Raw genomic sequence first — 17,066 nt, 5'->3', positions numbered from 1 at the left:
GCGATCTCCGGTCGCCACGACCGGAGATCGCCCGGCCGTGCCGCGGCCGTGTCGGAGCGCCGCACGCGTCGGCCCGGGGGCGGATCGGACCGCTGCGCACGGGGCGGACGTGCGTGTCGTGCCACGGTCTCGATTCGCATGTCTGTCCTCGCTTTCCTTCGCCGCGGACGGCGGACCACAGACGGGTGGATGCACGGCCGGGCGTGCCCTGTTGCCGACCGACAGACGGACGGCCCCGAGGGCGCGGCGGAGCGCCGGCCATGGACAGGTGCGTCGGGACGAGCGGCGATCCCGACCGTCACGCGGCGCGCGCCTCGCACTCGATGTCCGTCGAAAAGAGGACGCCCGGGCGGCCCGGAATGTTACGCAGGCCCACTCCCGGGGTTACGGCGTCCGCCGTCGCCCCGTCGGGCGGAGTGGATCCGCGTGATTGCGCGTAACATTCCGGCCGGCTCGGGCGTCCTCTTTTCGACGAGGGCGCACGGGAGCCGACATCGGAGGCGGACGGGATGCGGGACGATGAGGACTTACGAACGGACTTCGACGCGTTCTACGCGAGCACCTCACGTCGGCTGATCGCATCGGTCTACCAGCTCACCGGCGACGTGACCGAGGCCGAGGACGCCGTCCACGAGGCGTTCGCGCGGGCCTGGGAGCGATGGCCGACCGTCTCGGCCGCCCGGGATCCGGCCGCCTGGGTGCGCAGGGTGGCGCTGCGTCTGGCCGTGAGCAGTTGGCGGCGTTCGCGCCACCGGCTGTGGGCCCACCTGCGGCTCGGCGGACCCCAACAGGTTCCCGATCCGACCCCCGATCACGTCGACCTCGTCTGGGCCCTGCGGCGGCTGCCCGTCGGCCAACACCTGGTCGTCGTGCTGTTCCCTCTCTACGACCTGCCGATCGAGGAGATCGCCGAAGACCTGGGGATATCGGCCGGCGCGGTACGAGTCCGGCTCACGCGCGCACGCCGCGCGCTGGCCGTCGATCTGACCACAACCGCCCCCAGCCGCCCGCGAGGGGTCGCGGAGCGCGCAGACACCGCAGAGGTGCGCCATGGGTGAATCGAACGGGATGCCCGGCCGCGCCACTGAACGCCGCGCATCGTCGGAACACGACGAACAGGCCGCGCTGACCGAGTATCTGGGCGCCCTCGTCGTGCGCACCGAAGCCGCCGTCAGGCCGCGTCCCGCGGCGTCGGCGCGCCGGCGGGGACGGCGGCGACGCATCCGGCGCCGGGTCGCCCTCGGCGTCGCCGCGGCCATCGTGATTGTGGCATCCGTCCTCGGCGCACGGTCCGCGGACCTGGATGGCATGTCGCGAGGCGGCCCCGCGACCACCGGACCACTCAACCCCCGCCAGCTTCCGCGCGAGGTTGCTCCCTGGAAGCTGAACAACACCGACAGGATCCGCCCGGGGTTGTTGGAATTTCCGGTGACGATCTACTGCGAGAAAGGGAGTCAGTTGCTCAGGGTTCCAAACGCACGGAAGTTCCACTACACCAGCTCGACGGCATCGTTCATCGAGATCGTCATCCGTCTCGAAGATCAGGCGGAGGCGATCGGTGTTGTTCGCGACCTGGAGAGCCTGACAGCCGACTGCCCCGGCACGAGTCGTACCGACGAAATACCGGACCCACTACGCGGAGTGGATCCGAGCACCAGTGTCACCCGGTGGTATCAAATGAGAGACGAAATCGCCACGCTCACCGCGATCGCCCGCCGCGACAGCACCATCGTCGTCCTCGTGTACACGACGAACGTCCGCCTGCAGCCACAACTACCGCCGACCCTCGTGTACGCGGCGCTCGATCGATTCGGCGACGCGAGGTAGCCCGGACAACGCCACCGCCGGCGCACTTCGTCGGACCCGCCGCCCCAACGGCCGTGTCGTGGCGGACGGTGCGGAGGTCGGGCCGTCGCCGGCCGCAAGGGATGCCTGTCGAGTCGGCACGGAGCGTACTGCCGGTGTGCCACCTGTCCGTTTCCCCGTGCCGCTCGCCGACCCCGGCATACCCGTCTCCGAGTACCGCACGCGCGAGCTCGTCGACGCGGGAAACGATCGTTCACGCACGTCCGGTTCGCGGGCTCGGTGGGCGAGGACCGCTCGTCGGACCCGTCGCAGATCGGATTGCGCGTCGAGCGGTGAGACTAGGACGTCTGCTCAAGGATGACCGGACATCGGCGCCATCCCAGTGATCTGTCCGACGCCTGTTGGAAGTTGCTCGAACCCATCCGGTCCGCCCGGCGGGCCCAACGCCGCGGTCACCGACCGGACTTCGGACGGCCGCCCGAACAACGCCGGCGGCGTCCACCGCTCTCGGCGGTCGCCGCCGCCCACCCCGCGTCACCAAGCCCCGGGCGTCGAGGCGGACTGCGGCCCGTTCGCGCATTCCCCCGAACGGCCCTGGCACCCGCGAGAGTTGCTGCGCCGCTCGACCCATCGCACCGGTGTGGGCCCGGCCGGCCAGTCAAAGGGCAGGGGCTCACCGTCGGTGTGCGTCTTCGAGGCGGGGCAGGGATCGCGTCACCACGCCGACCACGTCGCCGTACAGGAAGAAGCCCAACTGGCGCGAGTCCACGCTGGCGGCGGCGTTGTCGCCGAGGAGCACCACGAATCCCGGAGGAACCCGCCCGTCACGGCTCTCCGTGGACGGCGGGACCGTCCCACGCGGCAATGGCTCTCCCGGTACCGCCGCCACCCTCTTCACGATCAGCGGACTGCGCCGGTCCTCTCGCCAGACCGCCGGCGACCGGGGGCGCAGCACCACCACGACCTGCCCCCGGCGCACCGTGCGCGTCCGGCGCACCAGCAGCCGATCCCCGTGGTGGTGTGTGGGGACCATGCTCGCCCCTCGCACGGTGACGACGAGCAGCCGACGGGCGGCGCCCGCGCCGCAGGCCGCGAGGACGGCCAGCGTCACCGCCGACCACCGGACGCTCCGCCGACCGGTCACGGCGACACCTGCGTCAGCGCTGTTCCCTCGGGCGGCTCGACGGCGTCGGGCAGATAGCCCGCGGCCTGGATGGCAAAGAGCCGCGCGTACTCGCCGCCGAGCGCCAGCAGTCGCGCGTGGTCACCGCGTTCGACCACGCGCCCCTCGGAGAGGACCACGATGGCGTCGGCGTTGCGGAGCGAACCCATCCGGTGGGAGATCAGGACGCTGGTCCGGCCGCGGCGGTACCGCGTGATCGAGGTATGGACCGCGTACTCGGCCTCGGCGTCCAGTCGCGCCGACGGCTCGTCGAGGATCATCAGGTCCCGGGTGCCCCGCAGGAAGGCCCGGGCCAATGCCAACCGCTGGCTCTGGCCACCGGAGAGCAGCACACCCGACTCGGGGTCGTCCTTGTCCGCCTCCATGAAGAACGTCCTGGTGAGCGGCGTCCGATAGCCCTCCGGCAACGCTTCGAGAGTGTCGTGCGCCCCGGCTCGCCGGGCAGCCGCCACGATCTGCTCCTCGTCGTCCAGCGCGTCCAGTTCACCCAGTGCGATGTTCTCCGCCGCCGTCAGGTCGTACTGGACGAAGTCCTGGAACACCGCGGTGATCCGGTCGCGCAACCTTGCCGGATCGACCTCGCGCAGGTCGACGCCGTCCCACAGGATGGCGCCCCGGGTGGGGTCGTAGAACCTGCACAGCAGCTTGACCAGCGTCGTCTTGCCCGCCCCGTTGAGGCCCACCAGCGCGATCGAACTCCCGTGGGGAATCGTCAGATCGACACCCTTGAGGACCCACGGGTGCTGCTCCGAGTACCGGAACCACACGTCGCGCAGTTCGATGCCGAGGCGCAGGGCGGGCAGGGGCCGGGGTTTCGGTGCGAGTACCAGGTCGGGCGGGGCGTCCATCACGTACTGGTAGTGACTGAAGTTCAGCAGCGACTCGTTGGCGCGAGCCGCCTCCTGCGCCAGCGCGGCGAACGAGGACTGGGTGCCGGCGATGGCGGCGACCAGGAGCGTGACGTCACCCGCCGACAACCGGCCCCGGGACGCCGCGAGCACCGCCCACAGCAGACTTCCGCCCGTGATCAGCGAGGCGAGCAGTCCGAGGAACGACTGCACGGCGACCTCGCGCCGGTCCACGGCCCGTCGCGCCGCGTTGGCCGTTCGCCGCTCGGTGAGCATCCGGTCCCGCAGGAAGTCGCCGATGGCGAAGAGCCGCACCTCCTTCGCGGCGTCCGCATCCGCCAGGAGGCTGCTGTAGAACCATTCCCGTCGCTCCCTCGGCCCGACATGCCAGGCCACATTCGCCCGTCGGCGGGCCAGGGCCAGCTCCGCACAGAGTGTCGGCACTCCGGCGACGGCCACCAGAACCGCCAGTAGCGGGTTCAGCACCAGAAGGGAACCCAGGAACCCGGCGACCGTGATCGCGGACCGTGCCAGACCGAGCGCCGCATTCAGCACCTGCGCGGGGATGTGGCCACCGCCGCGCCGCGCCAGCTGGAGTCGGTCCAGGAACTGCGGGTCCTCGAAGCGGCTCAGGCCGGGGAAGCCCGCCGCCTTCGCGAAGAGCCGGGCGTCGGCGCGCAGTGCGGTACGCCGGTTCACCTCGGCGGACAGATAGTGGCACACGTGTGGCACGAGGGCGGCGGCGGTCCCGACGGCCACAAGGCCGACACCCGGGGCGAGCAGCGCGCTCGTGCCCTGGTCCGAACCCAGGTTGTCCAGCACCGACTTGGTCAACCACGCCGTGGCGACCGTCAACAGACCGGTGGCCAGAGTCAGCGCGCCCAACAGCACGCACGCGACGGGAGCGGCCCCGAGCGCCAGCGATACGGCCAGACGCAGCCCGCCCCGCCGTGCGGGTACGGGTGGATTCATCGCGAGGACACCTTCCGCCCCGACTCCGCCGACTCCGCCGATTCACCGACGACGACGACGGTACGGTTCCGTTCCGTGCGCACGCGAAGGCTCGTGGGGAACGCGTCCACGCGCAAGGCCGCGCACACCGGACCGCCCTTCGGCTCGACGACGACCCGGGCCACCGGGCTCAACTCCCGGACGAAACCTTTGCACTCGTGCGGTTCGCCGACGACGACGGCGAGCGTGTGGTCCCGGCCGGCGGGCTCGGCGGCGGCGTACGCGACGAGTTCCGGCACCTTCGCGCGACACGGCGCGCAGGTGGGCGAAAGGAAAACGATCAGTGCCTCGTCCGGCAGCACGGACGGGTCCACCGCTTCGCCGTCCACCGTGACGGCGGTGAAGGCGGGCAGTTCCTCTCCGGGGCGCAGCGGCGTCATCCCCCGGCCCGGTGTGGGTCCGGCCGGGCCGTACTCCCGTAACCTCCTGATCACTCCGATGGTAAGCAGCAGATCCAGTACACACAGGGCGCCAACGAGCACCACTGCCGCGGTCAGAGCAGCCATCCGGCACCTCTCAGTCAGTTACTCACTCGGTCGGGAAGGAAGGAACAGCGGGTCGGAACAGGCTCACCAGGTCCTCCAGCACGATGACCAGGCCGCCGACAATCACGCCCGCGCACCACGCCACCGCGGCCGTTCCGGCGTGCGATCCGCCCGCCGGGCCGGCCGCCACCGCCGCGGTGCCCGCGCCGGCGACGGATGTCAGCAACCCGTTGCGTACGACGTGCACCCGACCCAGCGGCGCGGTCGAGCGGCCGAAGCACCGGCAGAGCACGGGGGTTCCTTTGTTCACCGACCGGGCGATGACCACGGCGAACACCGCGAGGAGGGCGGTGGCCGCCGCCAGGCCCGCCTGTGTCGCCATGGCGTACGGCCAGACCAGCGCGACGCAGATCGCGCCCTCCACCGCGACCACCGCGAGTCCCACCGCCCGTACGGACGACTCGGGCACCACGGCGAGGGGCCGCAACGAGTCGACGAAGGCGGAGAATGCCCCGGCCCCGCCGACCTTGCCGGCGACGGCGATCAGGAACACGGCGATCAGGAACCCACGCACGCCGTAAGCGAAGTAGTCCATCGCGGCCTCTCTCAGGTTCGGGACCCGTCGGCCGGAGACCCGTCGTGCCGGGGAGGGCGCCCCGAGCGGTGCGCCCTCCCCGGTCACTGGAACCGCGTTGTCAGCAGTGGCTGATCGAGGGCTCGCCCCACCAGCGGCACCCCTTGCTGTCGCAGCACCAGTCCTGCCAGTAGCCCTCCGCGTTGCACTTCACCCGGCAGGAGAGCGCTTCCGCGTCGGTGGAGGGGAGGAACCGTTCCAGCAGTAAGGTTCCGAGGTTTCCGATCTTGTCGAGCATGACCACTCCTTCTTGTGTCAGCCCTCGCAGCCCGCCAGGAAGTGTCCGATGGGGAAACGAGGAATCCGGGCCTGCCTCGGTGAGTGGGCGGGGAGAACGATGCCCATGCCGGCGCGGCGTGGGCACGGGGGCTCAATGCCGGCTTGGCGGTGGCTGCTTCCCGTCCGCAGCCGCTCTCGCCGAGGAATCCAGGATGTCGAGGGCCACAGCACCCGGACCAGTCATTCCGCGCACGGTTCTTGACCATTCGCGCATGCCGCGGGCACCAGATTGCGGAAGTCTCGCGGCGGCATGCCGTAGGTCGCCCGGAACAGGCGGCTGAAGTGGGTCGGGTTGGTGAAGCCCCAGCGTTCGGCGACGGCCTGGATCGGGTGGGCGCTCGCGCGGGGGTCGGCCAGGTCGAGGCGGCAACGCTCGAGACGGCGCCGCCGTATCCAGGCCGCCGGTGACGTGTCCTCCTCGGCGAGGAGCTGCTGGAGATGACGCAAAGAGATGTTGTGAGCCTCCGCGACCGCCCGAGGCGTGAGATCCGGGTCGACCAGGCGCCGTTCCATGAACGCAACGAGCCGGGCACGCAGAGCCGTCCTTCGAGCCTCCGGGCTCAGCATCTCCTCCGACTCCACGCAGCGCGCCAACACGGATGCCAAAAGATCCAGGGTGACCGAGGCCAGGGTGGGAATATCGGCCGGCGTCAACTCGTCGGCGCGCGCGTTCAGGTCGGACAACCAACGGGCGAACACCCCGCCCATGCCGCTGCGTCCGCTGATCGGGACGGCGAGCACGCGCTGGACCGTCTTCGCGGGTAACGGCAGCAACTCCCGCGGACACTGCACAGTCATGTGCGACCAACTGCCGGGATCGGCGTGGACCTCGCCCCGGAAGGGGCGGCTGCTGTCCATGACCAAGAGGTCGCCGGTACGCAGTGCCGTGTCGTCCTTGCCCACGGATACGGCCCCGTGTCCACCGAGAAAGTAGTTGATCTGATACACCTCGGGGTCGGACTGTCGGATCAGCCGCGGTGTCCGGGCGACCTCCAGATGCGAGTAGGCGAGCGCGGCCACCCCCAGTTCCGTCAAGTCCAGGGCGCGCATCCCCGCGCGGAAGTTGTCGCGGTCGTTGCTGTGCAGCCGATTGCGTAGGTGCGACTGTTCCGCCGCTTCCTCCCACAACGCGAACCGGTCCGGTGCTGCCACGACGTCCGTGCTGAACTCCGTCACCAACATTCCCAGCCTCCAGTAGCGGACTCCCCGGCGCGAGCGGGCACAGGCCGGCTCATGTCCCGAACACCGGCTCGCCGGTTGACGATTCGCGAGCAACCGGTGGTGCTCTGTGGGGTCTTGTGTCCCAGGGACGCGGGACACGACGTCTTGTGCCTCGCGCCTGGGTGAAGTCTCCCGAGTCGACACCGACGGCGACGAAGGCTTTCGGCCCGGACCGAATGTCGCTGGTCGGACGGCCGTGCGGACATGGGCAGGGGCGGGCAGTTCCGGACCCGGCGCATCGATACCGGAGCATCCAGGGCTCAGTCGGCCGCGAGTGCGAATCCAGGCGGCGACCGGCCGGGTTCCGTTGCCGGGGAATCGCCGCCGCAATGGCGGAGGAACGACCGAAAGTGGTTCTTGTGGCTTCGAACGCGCGGCGGTGAGACTCGTCCCAGCCGATGGCCGCAGAACGAGGAAGCGATGTTACGTATCCATTTCACCGCCGCCGATCTGGCGCGGACCCGTGTGGTGGATGGCTGGGGCCCTTTGGGCGAGACGATGCTCAGCCTGACGACGCTGAGCCGGGGCAACGCCCGTGCTTTGCTGGGCGGTTGGCGAATCCGGGTGCGGGGCGAGTCCGCCGGGGGCGTCCACCCGTTCGCTTCCCTGTTCGACAGTCAGGCGCTCGACCTGTTCACCGTGACCGGAGCCACGCCCCATCTCGAGGAAGGACTGGAGGCGTTGTCGGCGGCTGGGCCGGACCACCTGCACACGGAACTGGCGTACGGGGAGAGGATCCGAGCCCTGCACACCGGCCGTCCCGACCGAGGGCCCGGTGCGGGCATGGGAGACTTCGCCCACGACCGGTCCAGGCGGAGCGACCTGGTGGGATTCCTCAGGGACCATCACCGGATCGCGATCGCCCCCCACTGGTCGCGCATCCACCCGCGATTCCTGGCCGAGCAGGCCGACCGCGCCCACGCACTGGCGACCCACGGGGTCGAGGCCATGCTCGCCGGCCTGCCCCCGGGATTTCGCTGGCGGCCCCCGTACCTGGAAATCGGACGCGGCCCGGTGACGCGGGACGTCGTCCTGGGCGGACGAGGCCTGCAACTGGTGCCCTCCGTGTTCGCGCAATACCCCCTGTCCTACGAGTTCGTCGGCGGCGAGGGGGACCAAACCGTCGTGTTCCTCCCGGTCATGCGTACCGCAGCCGACGCCGCGCAGCTTCTTGCCGATCCGCAGAGCACACGAAACCACAACGCCCTCGCAGCCCTTCTCGGCCGCACACGTGCCAGAGCCCTGGAGGCCGTCGGCGACGGTCACTGCACCACCGGACAACTCGCGCAACGCCTGACCATGTCCCCGGCCACCGCCAGCGAACACGCCACGGTCCTGCGCGAGAGCGGCCTCATCACCACAACCCGCCACGGCGGCGCCGTCCTCCACGCACTCACCCCCCTGGGCGCGGCACTGCTGAACGGAGCACCGGACCAATCCCACGCGCGCCGGTCCGCAACCCCCGCGATCCCCGAGCCGGCCGCCGCTCCGGGGGAGGGCAACATCTCGCAGCGCCGTTCGGGCCCTTCGGCCCAGGCCCATTGCCGGTCGGGTCCGACGGTGATGCCGAAGTCGTAGCCGTGCACTTGGTGGTCGTCGGCATGGTCTCGCTTCGACGCCGACGCACGGTCGGGAATCCGCCGTGGGCGACTCTCGGCCCGGCGGGTTCGTGGTCGCGGCGGCTGTGGGGCGGTCGTTTCTGATTGACTGGGCGGTGGAGGAGGAGATCATGACCGCAGAGCACGCCGAGTGGGGCGACGAGCCGCTGATTCCGATGCCACCGTTGAAGATCCGGGCGCTTCGTGGGGCGGTGGCCGTGTTGAGCCCGACCTACCTGCCCGAGTTCCAGCAGGAGGAGGACGAGGCCCTGGACTGGGTCGCCGAGAACCTCCAGCCGAACGCGGTCCGGCTCTTCCTGCGTAAGTGGGCCGTGTTCGTCGCCATCGAGCGCCGCCCCGCCCTCGCCCGACGTCTGCGGGAGTTGGAGCGCGTCGTGGCCCGGTCCGACGACCCCGAGGAGATCCGGACCGCGGGCACCGAGATCGCCCGCCTACGGGCCGAGGCGCACCGCGAGATCGCCGGTGAGTGACTGGTCCTGGGAATGGCTGCCCAGCCTCGAGGAGGTCGCCGCGGGCCTGCCGCCCGACATCCTGGCCACCGTCGAGAAAACGGCCGCGGACCTGGCCACCGTCAACTCCATGGTCTACCTCGACGGAGCCGACTTCCAGGGCACCGGCCCCGGTGTACGCACCCACAGCGACCCGACCCGCAACCTCCTCTTCGAATACCTCACCGTCCCGCGCCGGGAGTGCATCTACATCACCCAGGTCACCTGGCTCGGCCCCTGACGGCCGGGGATCCCTTGATTCCACCCCCGCCGAACACGAACACCCCGGCCGACACCTCACCCGACCTCGCCTCAGCAGCGTTCCCGTTCGGCGAGTCCCGGTCGGGCGCGTGGACGGATCATGGTGTGTTGGCGGCGCGCCGCCAGGTCGTGGTCCATTCCTCGGTTCGGCCGGTGATCGTGGCGGTGTCCCGCCCGGCAGGCCGCGTGCAGCCTTCCGGATACAGGTCGTTCTCGAGTTCGGCGTACTGGTCCGGGGTCAGGGCGGGCATGATGGCGCACGGCACGCGAGACGCTCCGACCTTTCCATCGCGCCCGTCCCACCTGTCCCACCCGTCCCGTCCGTCGCGGACACCCGCGAAGACACCTCCCCTCCTCGTCTCACCGGACCCACGAGAACCCCACATCCACCGACCACACACGACCCCGGAGCGGCGCGCCGAACTCGTCGACCCGCGCGTCCGACCGGTACGAGGCCACCACCGCCGGCAGCCGGCCGGGTCACCCGTCGTCCCGCGCGGTCCCGCAGGACGCGCAGAACGGTTTTCCCGAGTCCGGCGCTCCGCACCCCCCGCACATTCGAAGACGCGGGAGGTCGGTCGTCGGGACGGCGAGCGGTCGAAGCCTCGCGGTTTCCTCCACCTCGGCAGGCATGTCGACGGCGCCCGAGTACCCCGCATGCGCAGTGGGGAACCGGGTTGATACCGGCGGGGCACCGCCGAGTGATTCGACGGCCGACTCCAGCACGTCGCATGCCTTCGCATAGTCGCCACGCTCGCGCATGAGCCTGGCGTAGGCCAACGACACCCGAGCGAGCACGTCGCCGGAGTGCCTGTCGTCGAGGTTCACGTACGCCTCCCGCAGAACCTCCGCGGCCTCGTCGACCTGGCCGAGTTCGTTGAACAACCGCGACAGGTGCAGGTGCAGATAAAGATCGTCGGGTGGCTTGTCGATGTCCCTGGCGCCCCACAGGACGGTCAGGATCTCGGCGGCCTCGCGATTGCGGCCGGTCGCGCGCAGTACATCGGCCAGACGCATGCCGACGTCCAATGCTCTCGCGGCCACGTCGGCCGCCGACAACTTGTTCTTCCGGGGCACCCGGCGGGCACGGTTCCACACCAGCGGCAACCGGCCCGCGGCGTTCTGATTGCACCGCTGCGGAGGGGGACGGTTGCGGGCACGCAGCCGGCGGTCGAGGTGCGTGTACAGGGTATCGAGGTCGATCAGGTCCGGCCCGTCGGGGATACCGTCGTGCACGATCGAGAGCAACTCGCCGGTGAACGCCGTGTGTACCTCTCCGGCAGGCGAAAGGGAGACGGAGTCGCGGGATGACGACGCCAGGACATACGTGCCTTCGACGACCGCGTGCTGGGCGAGGTCGTCTCCGTTCGCGCCCATCAGCGGATGTGCCGCCCGGCCGCTGTAACAGCAGTCGAGGATGACGATCCGGCGCCTCGCGGGGCTGCGCATCACGGCTTGGCGGATGTAGCGATAGGACAGCGCCGTGTACCCGTCGAACTCCCGCGAATGCCGCAGCGCGAGGTGGAGACCGATGTCGTCGGCGTCCAGGAGCCCGTGGCCCGCGTAATACACCACGAGCGTGTCCTTCGCCTCGCGCGCCGCCTCGCTCACCCCGTCGACGACATCGGCCGGCTGCTCGGGGTCCTCGATGATCCGGCACGACGCATCCGCCAGACCCCACAGTTCCGCGTCGCACAACATCGTGCGCATCGCGGCCAGGTTCCGTGTCACCGCCGTGAGTTCGGGCAGGTTGGTGTACCCCGCAGTGCCGATCAGGACCGCGCGGGAGGCCGCAGGGTCGGGAGGCTGCTGCACCCGCTTCTCCCCGTCCTTGTCGTGACCGCCGGATGGTTTACGGGTTCCCGATGTGCTTCCTCCGGCGCGTCATCGGTCCAGGACGGCGATGATGCGCCGGACATCGTCGTCGTCGGCACCCCGCAGGACGACCGACACCTCACCGCGCCTGAGTTCGACGGACGGCGGCTCGACCCGACTTCTGCGCCAGGTCGCGACCGCGAGCGCGAGGTTGGCGATCCCGAGGCCTCCGTCGATGCCGAGCTGGATGAGGTCCAGAGCCGACCCCATCTCGCCCTCCCCGATCGGCCGCGACGAGGCGAGCTCGGGACCCGTCGACGCGAGCCGCTCGTCGGCGAGCAACCATGCGTGCAGGGCGCGGAGTTCGCCCTCCCGGTCCGGGTGGTCGACAATGATCTCAAGGTGCATCCGATGTCCCCCGTCTGGCAAGGTCAGAGTCCGGTCTCCCGCCGGGTGCGAGACCCGGATACCGCAGTGTGTGTGGTTTCGGTCAGTGCTGACGTTTCCGCCTGTTCGACGACGCGACGCAACAGCACATCCGCGCGGTCGTGTTCCCCGAGGGCACCCAGGCACCACGCCACCCAGAAGCGGCTGGCCAGGGTCAGGGGATGGTCGACGCCCAGGAGTGTGGCACGCAGTTCGGCGATGTCCTCGTGCAACCGCAGCGCGGGCAACAGCTCGCCCCGCTTCGCCAGGGCGACCGCCTCGTGGAAGCGACTGTCGACGCGTTCCACGGAAGGCGGTCGAGGATGCCGTGCGATGGAGTGCGGCGGCGCACCCGCCTCCGCGTGCCCGGCCTCGTCCAGCAGTGCGTGACTGAGTCCGGGTGTGGCCCACCACGGTCTCTCGACGGCCCCCACATCGGCGGCGGACCGAGTGTTGCCGCCCATCATGCTCAGACCCGCCGATCCCAGGAAAGTGCGTGGCGTGGACGTGCTGTCGACGGCGGAGGGTTCCCCCGCCACGATCGGCGGGCTGTGTTCGATGTCCACGAGCAGGCCCTGAAGCGGGATTTCGTCGGACCACTCGGCGAAGCCGGACGCGCACGCGCTCGCGGACGGACGCCGGGTCGGGTCGCGCTCGAGCATCCGGCCCACCAACCCCACGAGCGCCTGCGGGATGCCCGGAACGTCTGCGGGAGTCAGAGGAGCGATGTCCTGGGAGACCTTCGCCATCAGGACGCGGGCGACGTTGCGTCCGTCGAACTCCTCGGGCAGGCGCCCCCTGAGCATCCGGTAGACGATGCAGCCGAGCGCGTAGACATCCATGCCGGCTCCGATGTCGTACCCGGCGATCGTCTCCGGCGCCATGTACAGAGGTGTGCCGATCACGTGGCCGGTGGCGGTAAGGCCGCGTGCGACCACGGAGTCCACGGCGATGCCGAAGTCCAGGAGTACCACCCGGCCGCTGCGGCAGAGGACGACGTTGCTCGGCTTGACGTCGCGGTGCACGATTCCGGCCCGGTGTGCGACGTCGAGGGCGTTGCCCAGCGCCACACCGATCGCGCAGCTCTGGCCGATGTCGAGACGGCGTCGGTGCAGGATCCGGTCGAGCGACTCGCCGTCCAGCAATTCCATGACGAGGAACAGCTCGCCGTCCTCATGGAGGATGTCGAGCATCCGCACGATGTTGGGGTGTTCGAGTCGCGCCGCGAAGCGATACTCCGACCGCGCGCGGCTGTCGCGCGGGTCGTCGACGCCGTCCCCGACCCGTACGATCTTGACCGCGACCTCGCGGTCAAGCCTTGTGTCGCGGCCCGCCCATACGCTCCCCGCGGCGCCCGAACCGATTCGCGTCTCCAACCGATACCGACCGGCGACTGTGCGCATTCCCACCCCCGAACACTGCATCAAGCCTGGACCACCACGAATCAACCGGCAAGCAGAAGAGGCGTATTGCCCGTCGGCCCGCGACCCGATCAAGCCCCTGCGATCACCCGCGGCCCGGGACCACGTCGGCCTGATCACCACCACCCGCCGCGAATACGGCGCCGGACTCGACGGACGGATTGCCGAGGGCGGAGTATCAACGGCGTCAACGGCCGCGTTCCCGGTGCTGATCGCGGCCGGGGCGGGTGCCGGGGCATCAATGCCGTCAACGGCCGGTGGGATGCCGGGCGCCGCAGGGCGTTCGTGAACGCGTTCGCTGACGTGACGACGGCCTGCCGGAGTACTGCACGAAGACCACCTACGCGCCCAACACCGCAGCCTGGATCATCGGCAAACCCACCGAAGTGCGATCCCTGGTCGGTGCCTGTGACACCACCGCGTCCAAGGACACCGTCTACGCCTGGTCCCACGCGCTCTACGACAACAAGCCCCTCGGCGAACTCGGTGCGCTCGGTGACACGACGTCGACCGAGGCGGTGGTGGACTACACGACCACCTACACCCCCGCCACGGGTACCCTGCCGACCACGGTGGCGGCCACCGGCCCGACCGGCTGGACTTCCTCCACCACCTACGCCGGCGCCCGCAACCTCCCGGTCAAGGTCGGCGGCAAGGTCGTGCAACGCGTCTGCGGCGGCACCCACAGCTTCGTCCCCGGAACCGGCGTCCTGATGGCCGACGGCACCCGCAAGCCCATCGAGGAAGTGGCCCCCGGCGACGTCGTCCTGGCCACCGACCCGGAGACCGGCGAAACCAAGCCCCGCACCGTCCTGGCCTCCATCACCACCGAAGACGACAAGGACTTCGTCGACCTCACCGTCGAAACCGACGAGGGCGACGCCTCGATCATCGCCACCACGAACCATCCCTTCTGGTCCCCCGACCTCGAACAGTGGATCAACGCAGGAGACCTGAAGCCCGGCCAATGGCTGCAAACATCCACCGGAACCCGGGTCCGGATCGGCGCCACCCGCCACTTCCGCGAACAACAGCGCACCAACGACCTCACCGTGGATGATGTCCACACGTACTACGTTCTGGCAGCGGACACCCCAGTCCTCGTCCATAATGTTTGTGGCCCGGTGACGAACAGCAAGCCGAATGACCTGCCGTTCGAGATGCTTGAGGCTGAATACCGGAGTTCCAGTTCTTCTCCGTGGCATCACAGATCTGGGAGGGAAGTGATGGCGATCGAGCAAGACGATTTCCTCGCTTTTCGATCCCTCGATTCCGGTGAGCGTGGGGAATGGCTCCGGGGGAGGTTTCCGGACGGTACGCCGGCTCACTGGTGGTTCTTCGTGGTCGATTCCGTAGGTTCCGAACTCGGCCGCTTTTCGCGGGCGGCGCCGGACGAGCGTGCGCGGGCGTTGCGGTTCGGTCTCGACGCGGCGAGGTTCGCCGTGGACACGGGCGATCTGTCCACGGCTTCGGGCGTGATGTTGACCGCCAGGCTCTTGGAACGTGCTGCGTTGATCGGCGAACTCGTGGATCTCGTCTCGGGCGAGGTCGACGGCGTCTTCGCGTGGGCGTTGGATGCCATCCCCCTGTCACCCGAGGCGGCGTTGGCCGCGGCCGAGCGCAGGCGCGAGGAGGCCCGAACCCTGGAGGCGTCCGTTCACCGGGCCGGGGCACCGCAGGCTCGGGACGAACTCCCCGAGGACCGGGAGATTGGTCACCTGGTCGAACTCGAAGAGATGCTGAGGGCCCTTGGGCCGCTGGCGGCACTGATTCTCGACCGCGGCTTGCGCGCCCGGGCCGAGATCTGGTTCGCGATCGAGGAGCGGTTCGACCTGGGTGACGCCGCGTCGGCTGCGGTAATTCGAAGGTGGAACGAGGGAGGGCGGAGCAGAACAGAGTCACAGGGGGATTCGTCGACGCAATGAACACTCCGAGGATGGCCGTACGCCGCCCCACGGCCTTGCGTCTCTGATCACGGGCGGGCCGTGTACGGCGGTGGGCTGACGTACTCGACCACGCTCGAGGTTCGATGCGTCCCGGACACGTCCGAGAGGTCGACACTGCGACCCGGTAGGCCGTTCGCGTCGAAGCAGACGTCTGTGGTGAGGGTCGCCCTGGCATCGAACGCGCTGATGGTCGCCGACCGCAGGATGCCCAACCCGTTTGTAACGAGGCCTGCCCGTCGTCGTCGCCGGCATCCCTCATGAACGTGCCACCCTGCACGACGACATCATCGACTTGGAGGCCCGGCGTCGCGGACGGCCCACCGTGTTGGCGGCTTACTCCGCCGGGCACGCCATCATGCTCGGGGACGCCCTGCCGGCCCTGGTCTTCGCCCACGTGGGCGAACACCCGCACCCCCGGATCCGGCAGGTGCTGCGGATCGCGCGCGAGGGCTGGGTCGGCTGTGCGCGGGGCGGGTCCGCGACGAGGAGCAAGAGGGCCGCTGCGAGACGAACCTCGACCGGGCCGTCGCCGTGCAGGCGGCCAAGACCGCCGAGGGCGGGCCCTGCTGACCGACACCTCCAGCGCGCGGGTGGAGGCTGTCGGCCGATTCGGATGGCACCTCCGCATGGCGGTGCACTACCACAACGACCTGTCAATGGCATCGCCTCCTGGTCGACCCGGCAACCGCCGTCGACTCCTGCGCCGGGGCCGCGACGGACTGCGCGAGGCACATTCGGCACAACGCCACGCACACGAGGTTCTCGACGTACCCGTCGCGGGGGACAGGTCCGTCGTCGAGGTGCCGCGCGACGGGCTATCGATCCGGCCGGGACGGGCGCGCGGCTGATCCGATCCCGTGCCGGGTCGCGGGCTCGACCGGACTCGACACCGCGTCCCGACCGCCGAGCGCTCCCCGTGCCGCCGACACGCACTACCGTGGGCGGGCCTGTGAGACCTGATCCGGAACCGACCGGGGGCCACCGCTTCGGTGGGGGCGGGGGTATCCGGGAGACGGGCCTCGGCCGTGTTCGGCCGGCGTGGAAAGCGACGGCGATTCGCTGGGCTGGGTGTTCGGACGATCCCACATGGTCAGATGAGTCTCTTGGTCGAACGTTTTCACCCGCTCGCCCCGCGCGAGCGGCAGGCATTCGTTGACCTGTTGACGCGGTTCGATTATTGCCTGGAGACGAAGGATTTCGAGGGTTACTCCCGCTGCTTCACTCCCGATGGCGTGTTGTCGCTGCCGTCGGGCGAGGTCCGGGCCCCCGACGTGGCGGAGTTCGTGCGTCGGGGTTTGGGGCGCTTCGACCGAACCCATCACATGACCGGCAATCACAGCTTCGAGACGGGGGACGACGGTGTCCGGATGCGAGCCAACCTGCTCGCGGTCCACCGCCACGGCGCCGATACCCGGGGCACTGGGACGTGGGCGCGGTGTATCACTGCGTGTGCGAACACACCGACGACGGCCGGTGGTTCTCGCGCGTCGAGTTGGGGGTCGTCTGGGACAACGGCCGGGCAGAACCGTCTTCCTGAAGCTCGGCTCCAACACGACCGGCCTTGCGGTTCGGTGACACCCGATAAGGTCAACGCGCAGTCGGGGGAGACGACCTTCGCGGTGC

The 17,066-nt window shown here is 69.8% G+C and carries 17 protein-coding genes and 1 pseudogene; 8 read left to right on the top strand and 10 right to left on the bottom strand.

Annotated features, from left to right (window positions below):
- Nucleotides 1-509: 509 nt before the first annotated feature.
- Together ACMXN5_RS00890 and ACMXN5_RS00885 are read left to right on the top strand one after the other, a co-directional pair.
- Complete coding sequence (locus tag ACMXN5_RS00890; RefSeq protein WP_439673510.1) at nucleotides 510-1,058, top strand: SigE family RNA polymerase sigma factor; 549 nt, start codon at nucleotides 510-512, stop codon at nucleotides 1,056-1,058.
- Nucleotides 1,051-1,827 carry a hypothetical protein gene (locus tag ACMXN5_RS00885; protein ID WP_439673509.1) on the top strand — a complete coding sequence of 259 codons (777 nt, stop codon included), beginning with the start codon at nucleotides 1,051-1,053 and terminating at the stop codon, nucleotides 1,825-1,827. Before ACMXN5_RS00890 ends, ACMXN5_RS00885 begins: the two co-directional genes overlap by 8 nt.
- Before the next feature lie 652 nt (nucleotides 1,828-2,479).
- Here ACMXN5_RS00885 and ACMXN5_RS00880 read toward each other — a convergent pair.
- From ACMXN5_RS00880 to ACMXN5_RS00855, 6 genes are all read right to left on the bottom strand, one after another.
- Complete coding sequence (locus tag ACMXN5_RS00880; RefSeq protein ID WP_395796750.1) at nucleotides 2,480-2,950, bottom strand: S26 family signal peptidase; 471 nt, start codon at nucleotides 2,948-2,950, stop codon at nucleotides 2,480-2,482.
- On the bottom strand, nucleotides 2,947-4,809 hold the full coding sequence (locus ACMXN5_RS00875) for an ABC transporter ATP-binding protein (RefSeq protein WP_439673508.1): 1,863 nt from the start codon (nucleotides 4,807-4,809) through the stop codon (nucleotides 2,947-2,949). Before ACMXN5_RS00875 ends, ACMXN5_RS00880 begins: the two co-directional genes overlap by 4 nt.
- Nucleotides 4,806-5,354, bottom strand: coding sequence for a TlpA family protein disulfide reductase (locus ACMXN5_RS00870; protein ID WP_439673507.1), 549 nt, complete (start codon nucleotides 5,352-5,354; stop codon nucleotides 4,806-4,808). Before ACMXN5_RS00870 ends, ACMXN5_RS00875 begins: the two co-directional genes overlap by 4 nt.
- A 22-nt stretch (nucleotides 5,355-5,376) precedes the next feature.
- Nucleotides 5,377-5,928, bottom strand: coding sequence for a MauE/DoxX family redox-associated membrane protein (locus ACMXN5_RS00865; protein WP_439673506.1), 552 nt, complete (start codon nucleotides 5,926-5,928; stop codon nucleotides 5,377-5,379).
- A 100-nt stretch (nucleotides 5,929-6,028) separates the two neighbouring features.
- The gene (locus tag ACMXN5_RS00860; RefSeq protein WP_439673505.1) at nucleotides 6,029-6,205 is read right to left on the bottom strand and encodes a hypothetical protein; all 177 of its coding nucleotides are present in this window, start codon (nucleotides 6,203-6,205) and stop codon (nucleotides 6,029-6,031) included.
- A gap of 221 nt (nucleotides 6,206-6,426) precedes the next feature.
- Complete coding sequence (locus tag ACMXN5_RS00855; RefSeq protein ID WP_439673504.1) at nucleotides 6,427-7,428, bottom strand: helix-turn-helix domain-containing protein; 1,002 nt, start codon at nucleotides 7,426-7,428, stop codon at nucleotides 6,427-6,429.
- Between the two features lie 459 nt (nucleotides 7,429-7,887).
- Here ACMXN5_RS00855 and ACMXN5_RS00850 point away from each other — a divergent pair, with 459 nt between their 5' ends.
- The 3 genes from ACMXN5_RS00850 to ACMXN5_RS00840 all read left to right on the top strand — a co-directional run bounded on the left by ACMXN5_RS00850 (nucleotide 7,888) and on the right by ACMXN5_RS00840 (nucleotide 9,815).
- Complete coding sequence (locus ACMXN5_RS00850) at nucleotides 7,888-9,045, top strand: ArsR/SmtB family transcription factor (RefSeq protein ID WP_439673503.1); 1,158 nt, start codon at nucleotides 7,888-7,890, stop codon at nucleotides 9,043-9,045.
- Nucleotides 9,046-9,196: 151 nt separating this feature from the next.
- Nucleotides 9,197-9,556 (top strand): hypothetical protein, encoded by a 360-nt coding sequence (locus tag ACMXN5_RS00845; RefSeq protein WP_439673502.1) that lies wholly within the window; start codon nucleotides 9,197-9,199, stop codon nucleotides 9,554-9,556.
- Nucleotides 9,549-9,815 (top strand): hypothetical protein, encoded by a 267-nt coding sequence (locus tag ACMXN5_RS00840; protein WP_439673501.1) that lies wholly within the window; start codon nucleotides 9,549-9,551, stop codon nucleotides 9,813-9,815. Before ACMXN5_RS00845 ends, ACMXN5_RS00840 begins: the two co-directional genes overlap by 8 nt.
- A gap of 118 nt (nucleotides 9,816-9,933) precedes the next feature.
- On the opposite strand, the gene ACMXN5_RS00835 is transcribed toward ACMXN5_RS00840, so the two are convergent.
- The 4 genes from ACMXN5_RS00835 to ACMXN5_RS00820 form a co-directional block, all read right to left on the bottom strand.
- Nucleotides 9,934-10,086, bottom strand: a complete 153-nt coding sequence (locus tag ACMXN5_RS00835) for a hypothetical protein (protein WP_439673500.1) — start codon at nucleotides 10,084-10,086, stop codon at nucleotides 9,934-9,936.
- A gap of 229 nt (nucleotides 10,087-10,315) precedes the next feature.
- A complete protein-coding gene (locus tag ACMXN5_RS00830; RefSeq protein WP_439673499.1) occupies nucleotides 10,316-11,650 on the bottom strand; it encodes a caspase, EACC1-associated type in 1,335 nt (444 codons plus the stop codon).
- A gap of 69 nt (nucleotides 11,651-11,719) precedes the next feature.
- Nucleotides 11,720-12,058 (bottom strand): effector-associated constant component EACC1, encoded by a 339-nt coding sequence (locus tag ACMXN5_RS00825; RefSeq protein ID WP_439673498.1) that lies wholly within the window; start codon nucleotides 12,056-12,058, stop codon nucleotides 11,720-11,722.
- 23 nt (nucleotides 12,059-12,081) lie between these two features.
- Nucleotides 12,082-13,479: a protein kinase domain-containing protein gene (locus ACMXN5_RS00820; RefSeq protein ID WP_439673497.1), complete on the bottom strand. Its 1,398-nt coding sequence runs from the start codon at nucleotides 13,477-13,479 to the stop codon at nucleotides 12,082-12,084.
- Nucleotides 13,480-13,883: 404 nt separating this feature from the next.
- Here ACMXN5_RS00820 and ACMXN5_RS00815 point away from each other — a divergent pair, with 404 nt between their 5' ends.
- The 3 genes and pseudogenes from ACMXN5_RS00815 to ACMXN5_RS00805 form a co-directional block, all read left to right on the top strand.
- Entirely contained in the window at nucleotides 13,884-15,422 is a 1,539-nt protein-coding gene (locus ACMXN5_RS00815; RefSeq protein ID WP_439673496.1) for a polymorphic toxin-type HINT domain-containing protein, read from the top strand.
- 250 nt (nucleotides 15,423-15,672) lie between these two features.
- Nucleotides 15,673-16,599 (top strand): polyprenyl synthetase family protein, encoded by a 927-nt coding sequence (locus tag ACMXN5_RS00810; RefSeq protein WP_439677924.1) that lies wholly within the window; start codon nucleotides 15,673-15,675, stop codon nucleotides 16,597-16,599.
- Nucleotides 16,538-16,861 (top strand): annotated as a pseudogene (locus tag ACMXN5_RS00805) (nuclear transport factor 2 family protein); the annotation flags it as partial. The gene ACMXN5_RS00810 and the pseudogene ACMXN5_RS00805, both read left to right, overlap by 62 nt.
- Nucleotides 16,862-17,066: the final 205 nt, after the last annotated feature.

The sequence above is a fragment of the Embleya australiensis genome (assembly GCF_051903075.1).
GTDB lineage: Bacteria > Actinomycetota > Actinomycetes > Streptomycetales > Streptomycetaceae > Embleya.
The sequence above is the reverse complement of the archived record's forward strand: the minus strand, read 5'-3'. Positions and strand labels throughout refer to the sequence as shown.

What these genes read in the sequence shown, in the direction of transcription:
- ACMXN5_RS00855 (WP_439673504.1), bottom strand. Translation starts at nt 7,428, where the DNA reads ATGTTGGTGACGGAGTTCAGCACGGACGTCGTGGCAGCACCGGACCGG.
- ACMXN5_RS00835 (WP_439673500.1), bottom strand. Translation starts at nt 10,086, where the DNA reads ATGCCCGCCCTGACCCCGGACCAGTACGCCGAACTCGAGAACGACCTG.
- ACMXN5_RS00875 (WP_439673508.1), bottom strand. Translation starts at nt 4,809, where the DNA reads ATGAATCCACCCGTACCCGCACGGCGGGGCGGGCTGCGTCTGGCCGTA.
- ACMXN5_RS00850 (WP_439673503.1), top strand. Translation starts at nt 7,888, where the DNA reads ATGTTACGTATCCATTTCACCGCCGCCGATCTGGCGCGGACCCGTGTG.
- ACMXN5_RS00865 (WP_439673506.1), bottom strand. Translation starts at nt 5,928, where the DNA reads ATGGACTACTTCGCTTACGGCGTGCGTGGGTTCCTGATCGCCGTGTTC.
- ACMXN5_RS00870 (WP_439673507.1), bottom strand. Translation starts at nt 5,354, where the DNA reads ATGGCTGCTCTGACCGCGGCAGTGGTGCTCGTTGGCGCCCTGTGTGTA.
- ACMXN5_RS00890 (WP_439673510.1), top strand. Translation starts at nt 510, where the DNA reads ATGCGGGACGATGAGGACTTACGAACGGACTTCGACGCGTTCTACGCG.
- ACMXN5_RS00825 (WP_439673498.1), bottom strand. Translation starts at nt 12,058, where the DNA reads ATGCACCTTGAGATCATTGTCGACCACCCGGACCGGGAGGGCGAACTC.
- ACMXN5_RS00845 (WP_439673502.1), top strand. Translation starts at nt 9,197, where the DNA reads ATGACCGCAGAGCACGCCGAGTGGGGCGACGAGCCGCTGATTCCGATG.
- ACMXN5_RS00885 (WP_439673509.1), top strand. Translation starts at nt 1,051, where the DNA reads ATGGGTGAATCGAACGGGATGCCCGGCCGCGCCACTGAACGCCGCGCA.
- ACMXN5_RS00860 (WP_439673505.1), bottom strand. Translation starts at nt 6,205, where the DNA reads ATGCTCGACAAGATCGGAAACCTCGGAACCTTACTGCTGGAACGGTTC.
- ACMXN5_RS00820 (WP_439673497.1), bottom strand. Translation starts at nt 13,479, where the DNA reads ATGCGCACAGTCGCCGGTCGGTATCGGTTGGAGACGCGAATCGGTTCG.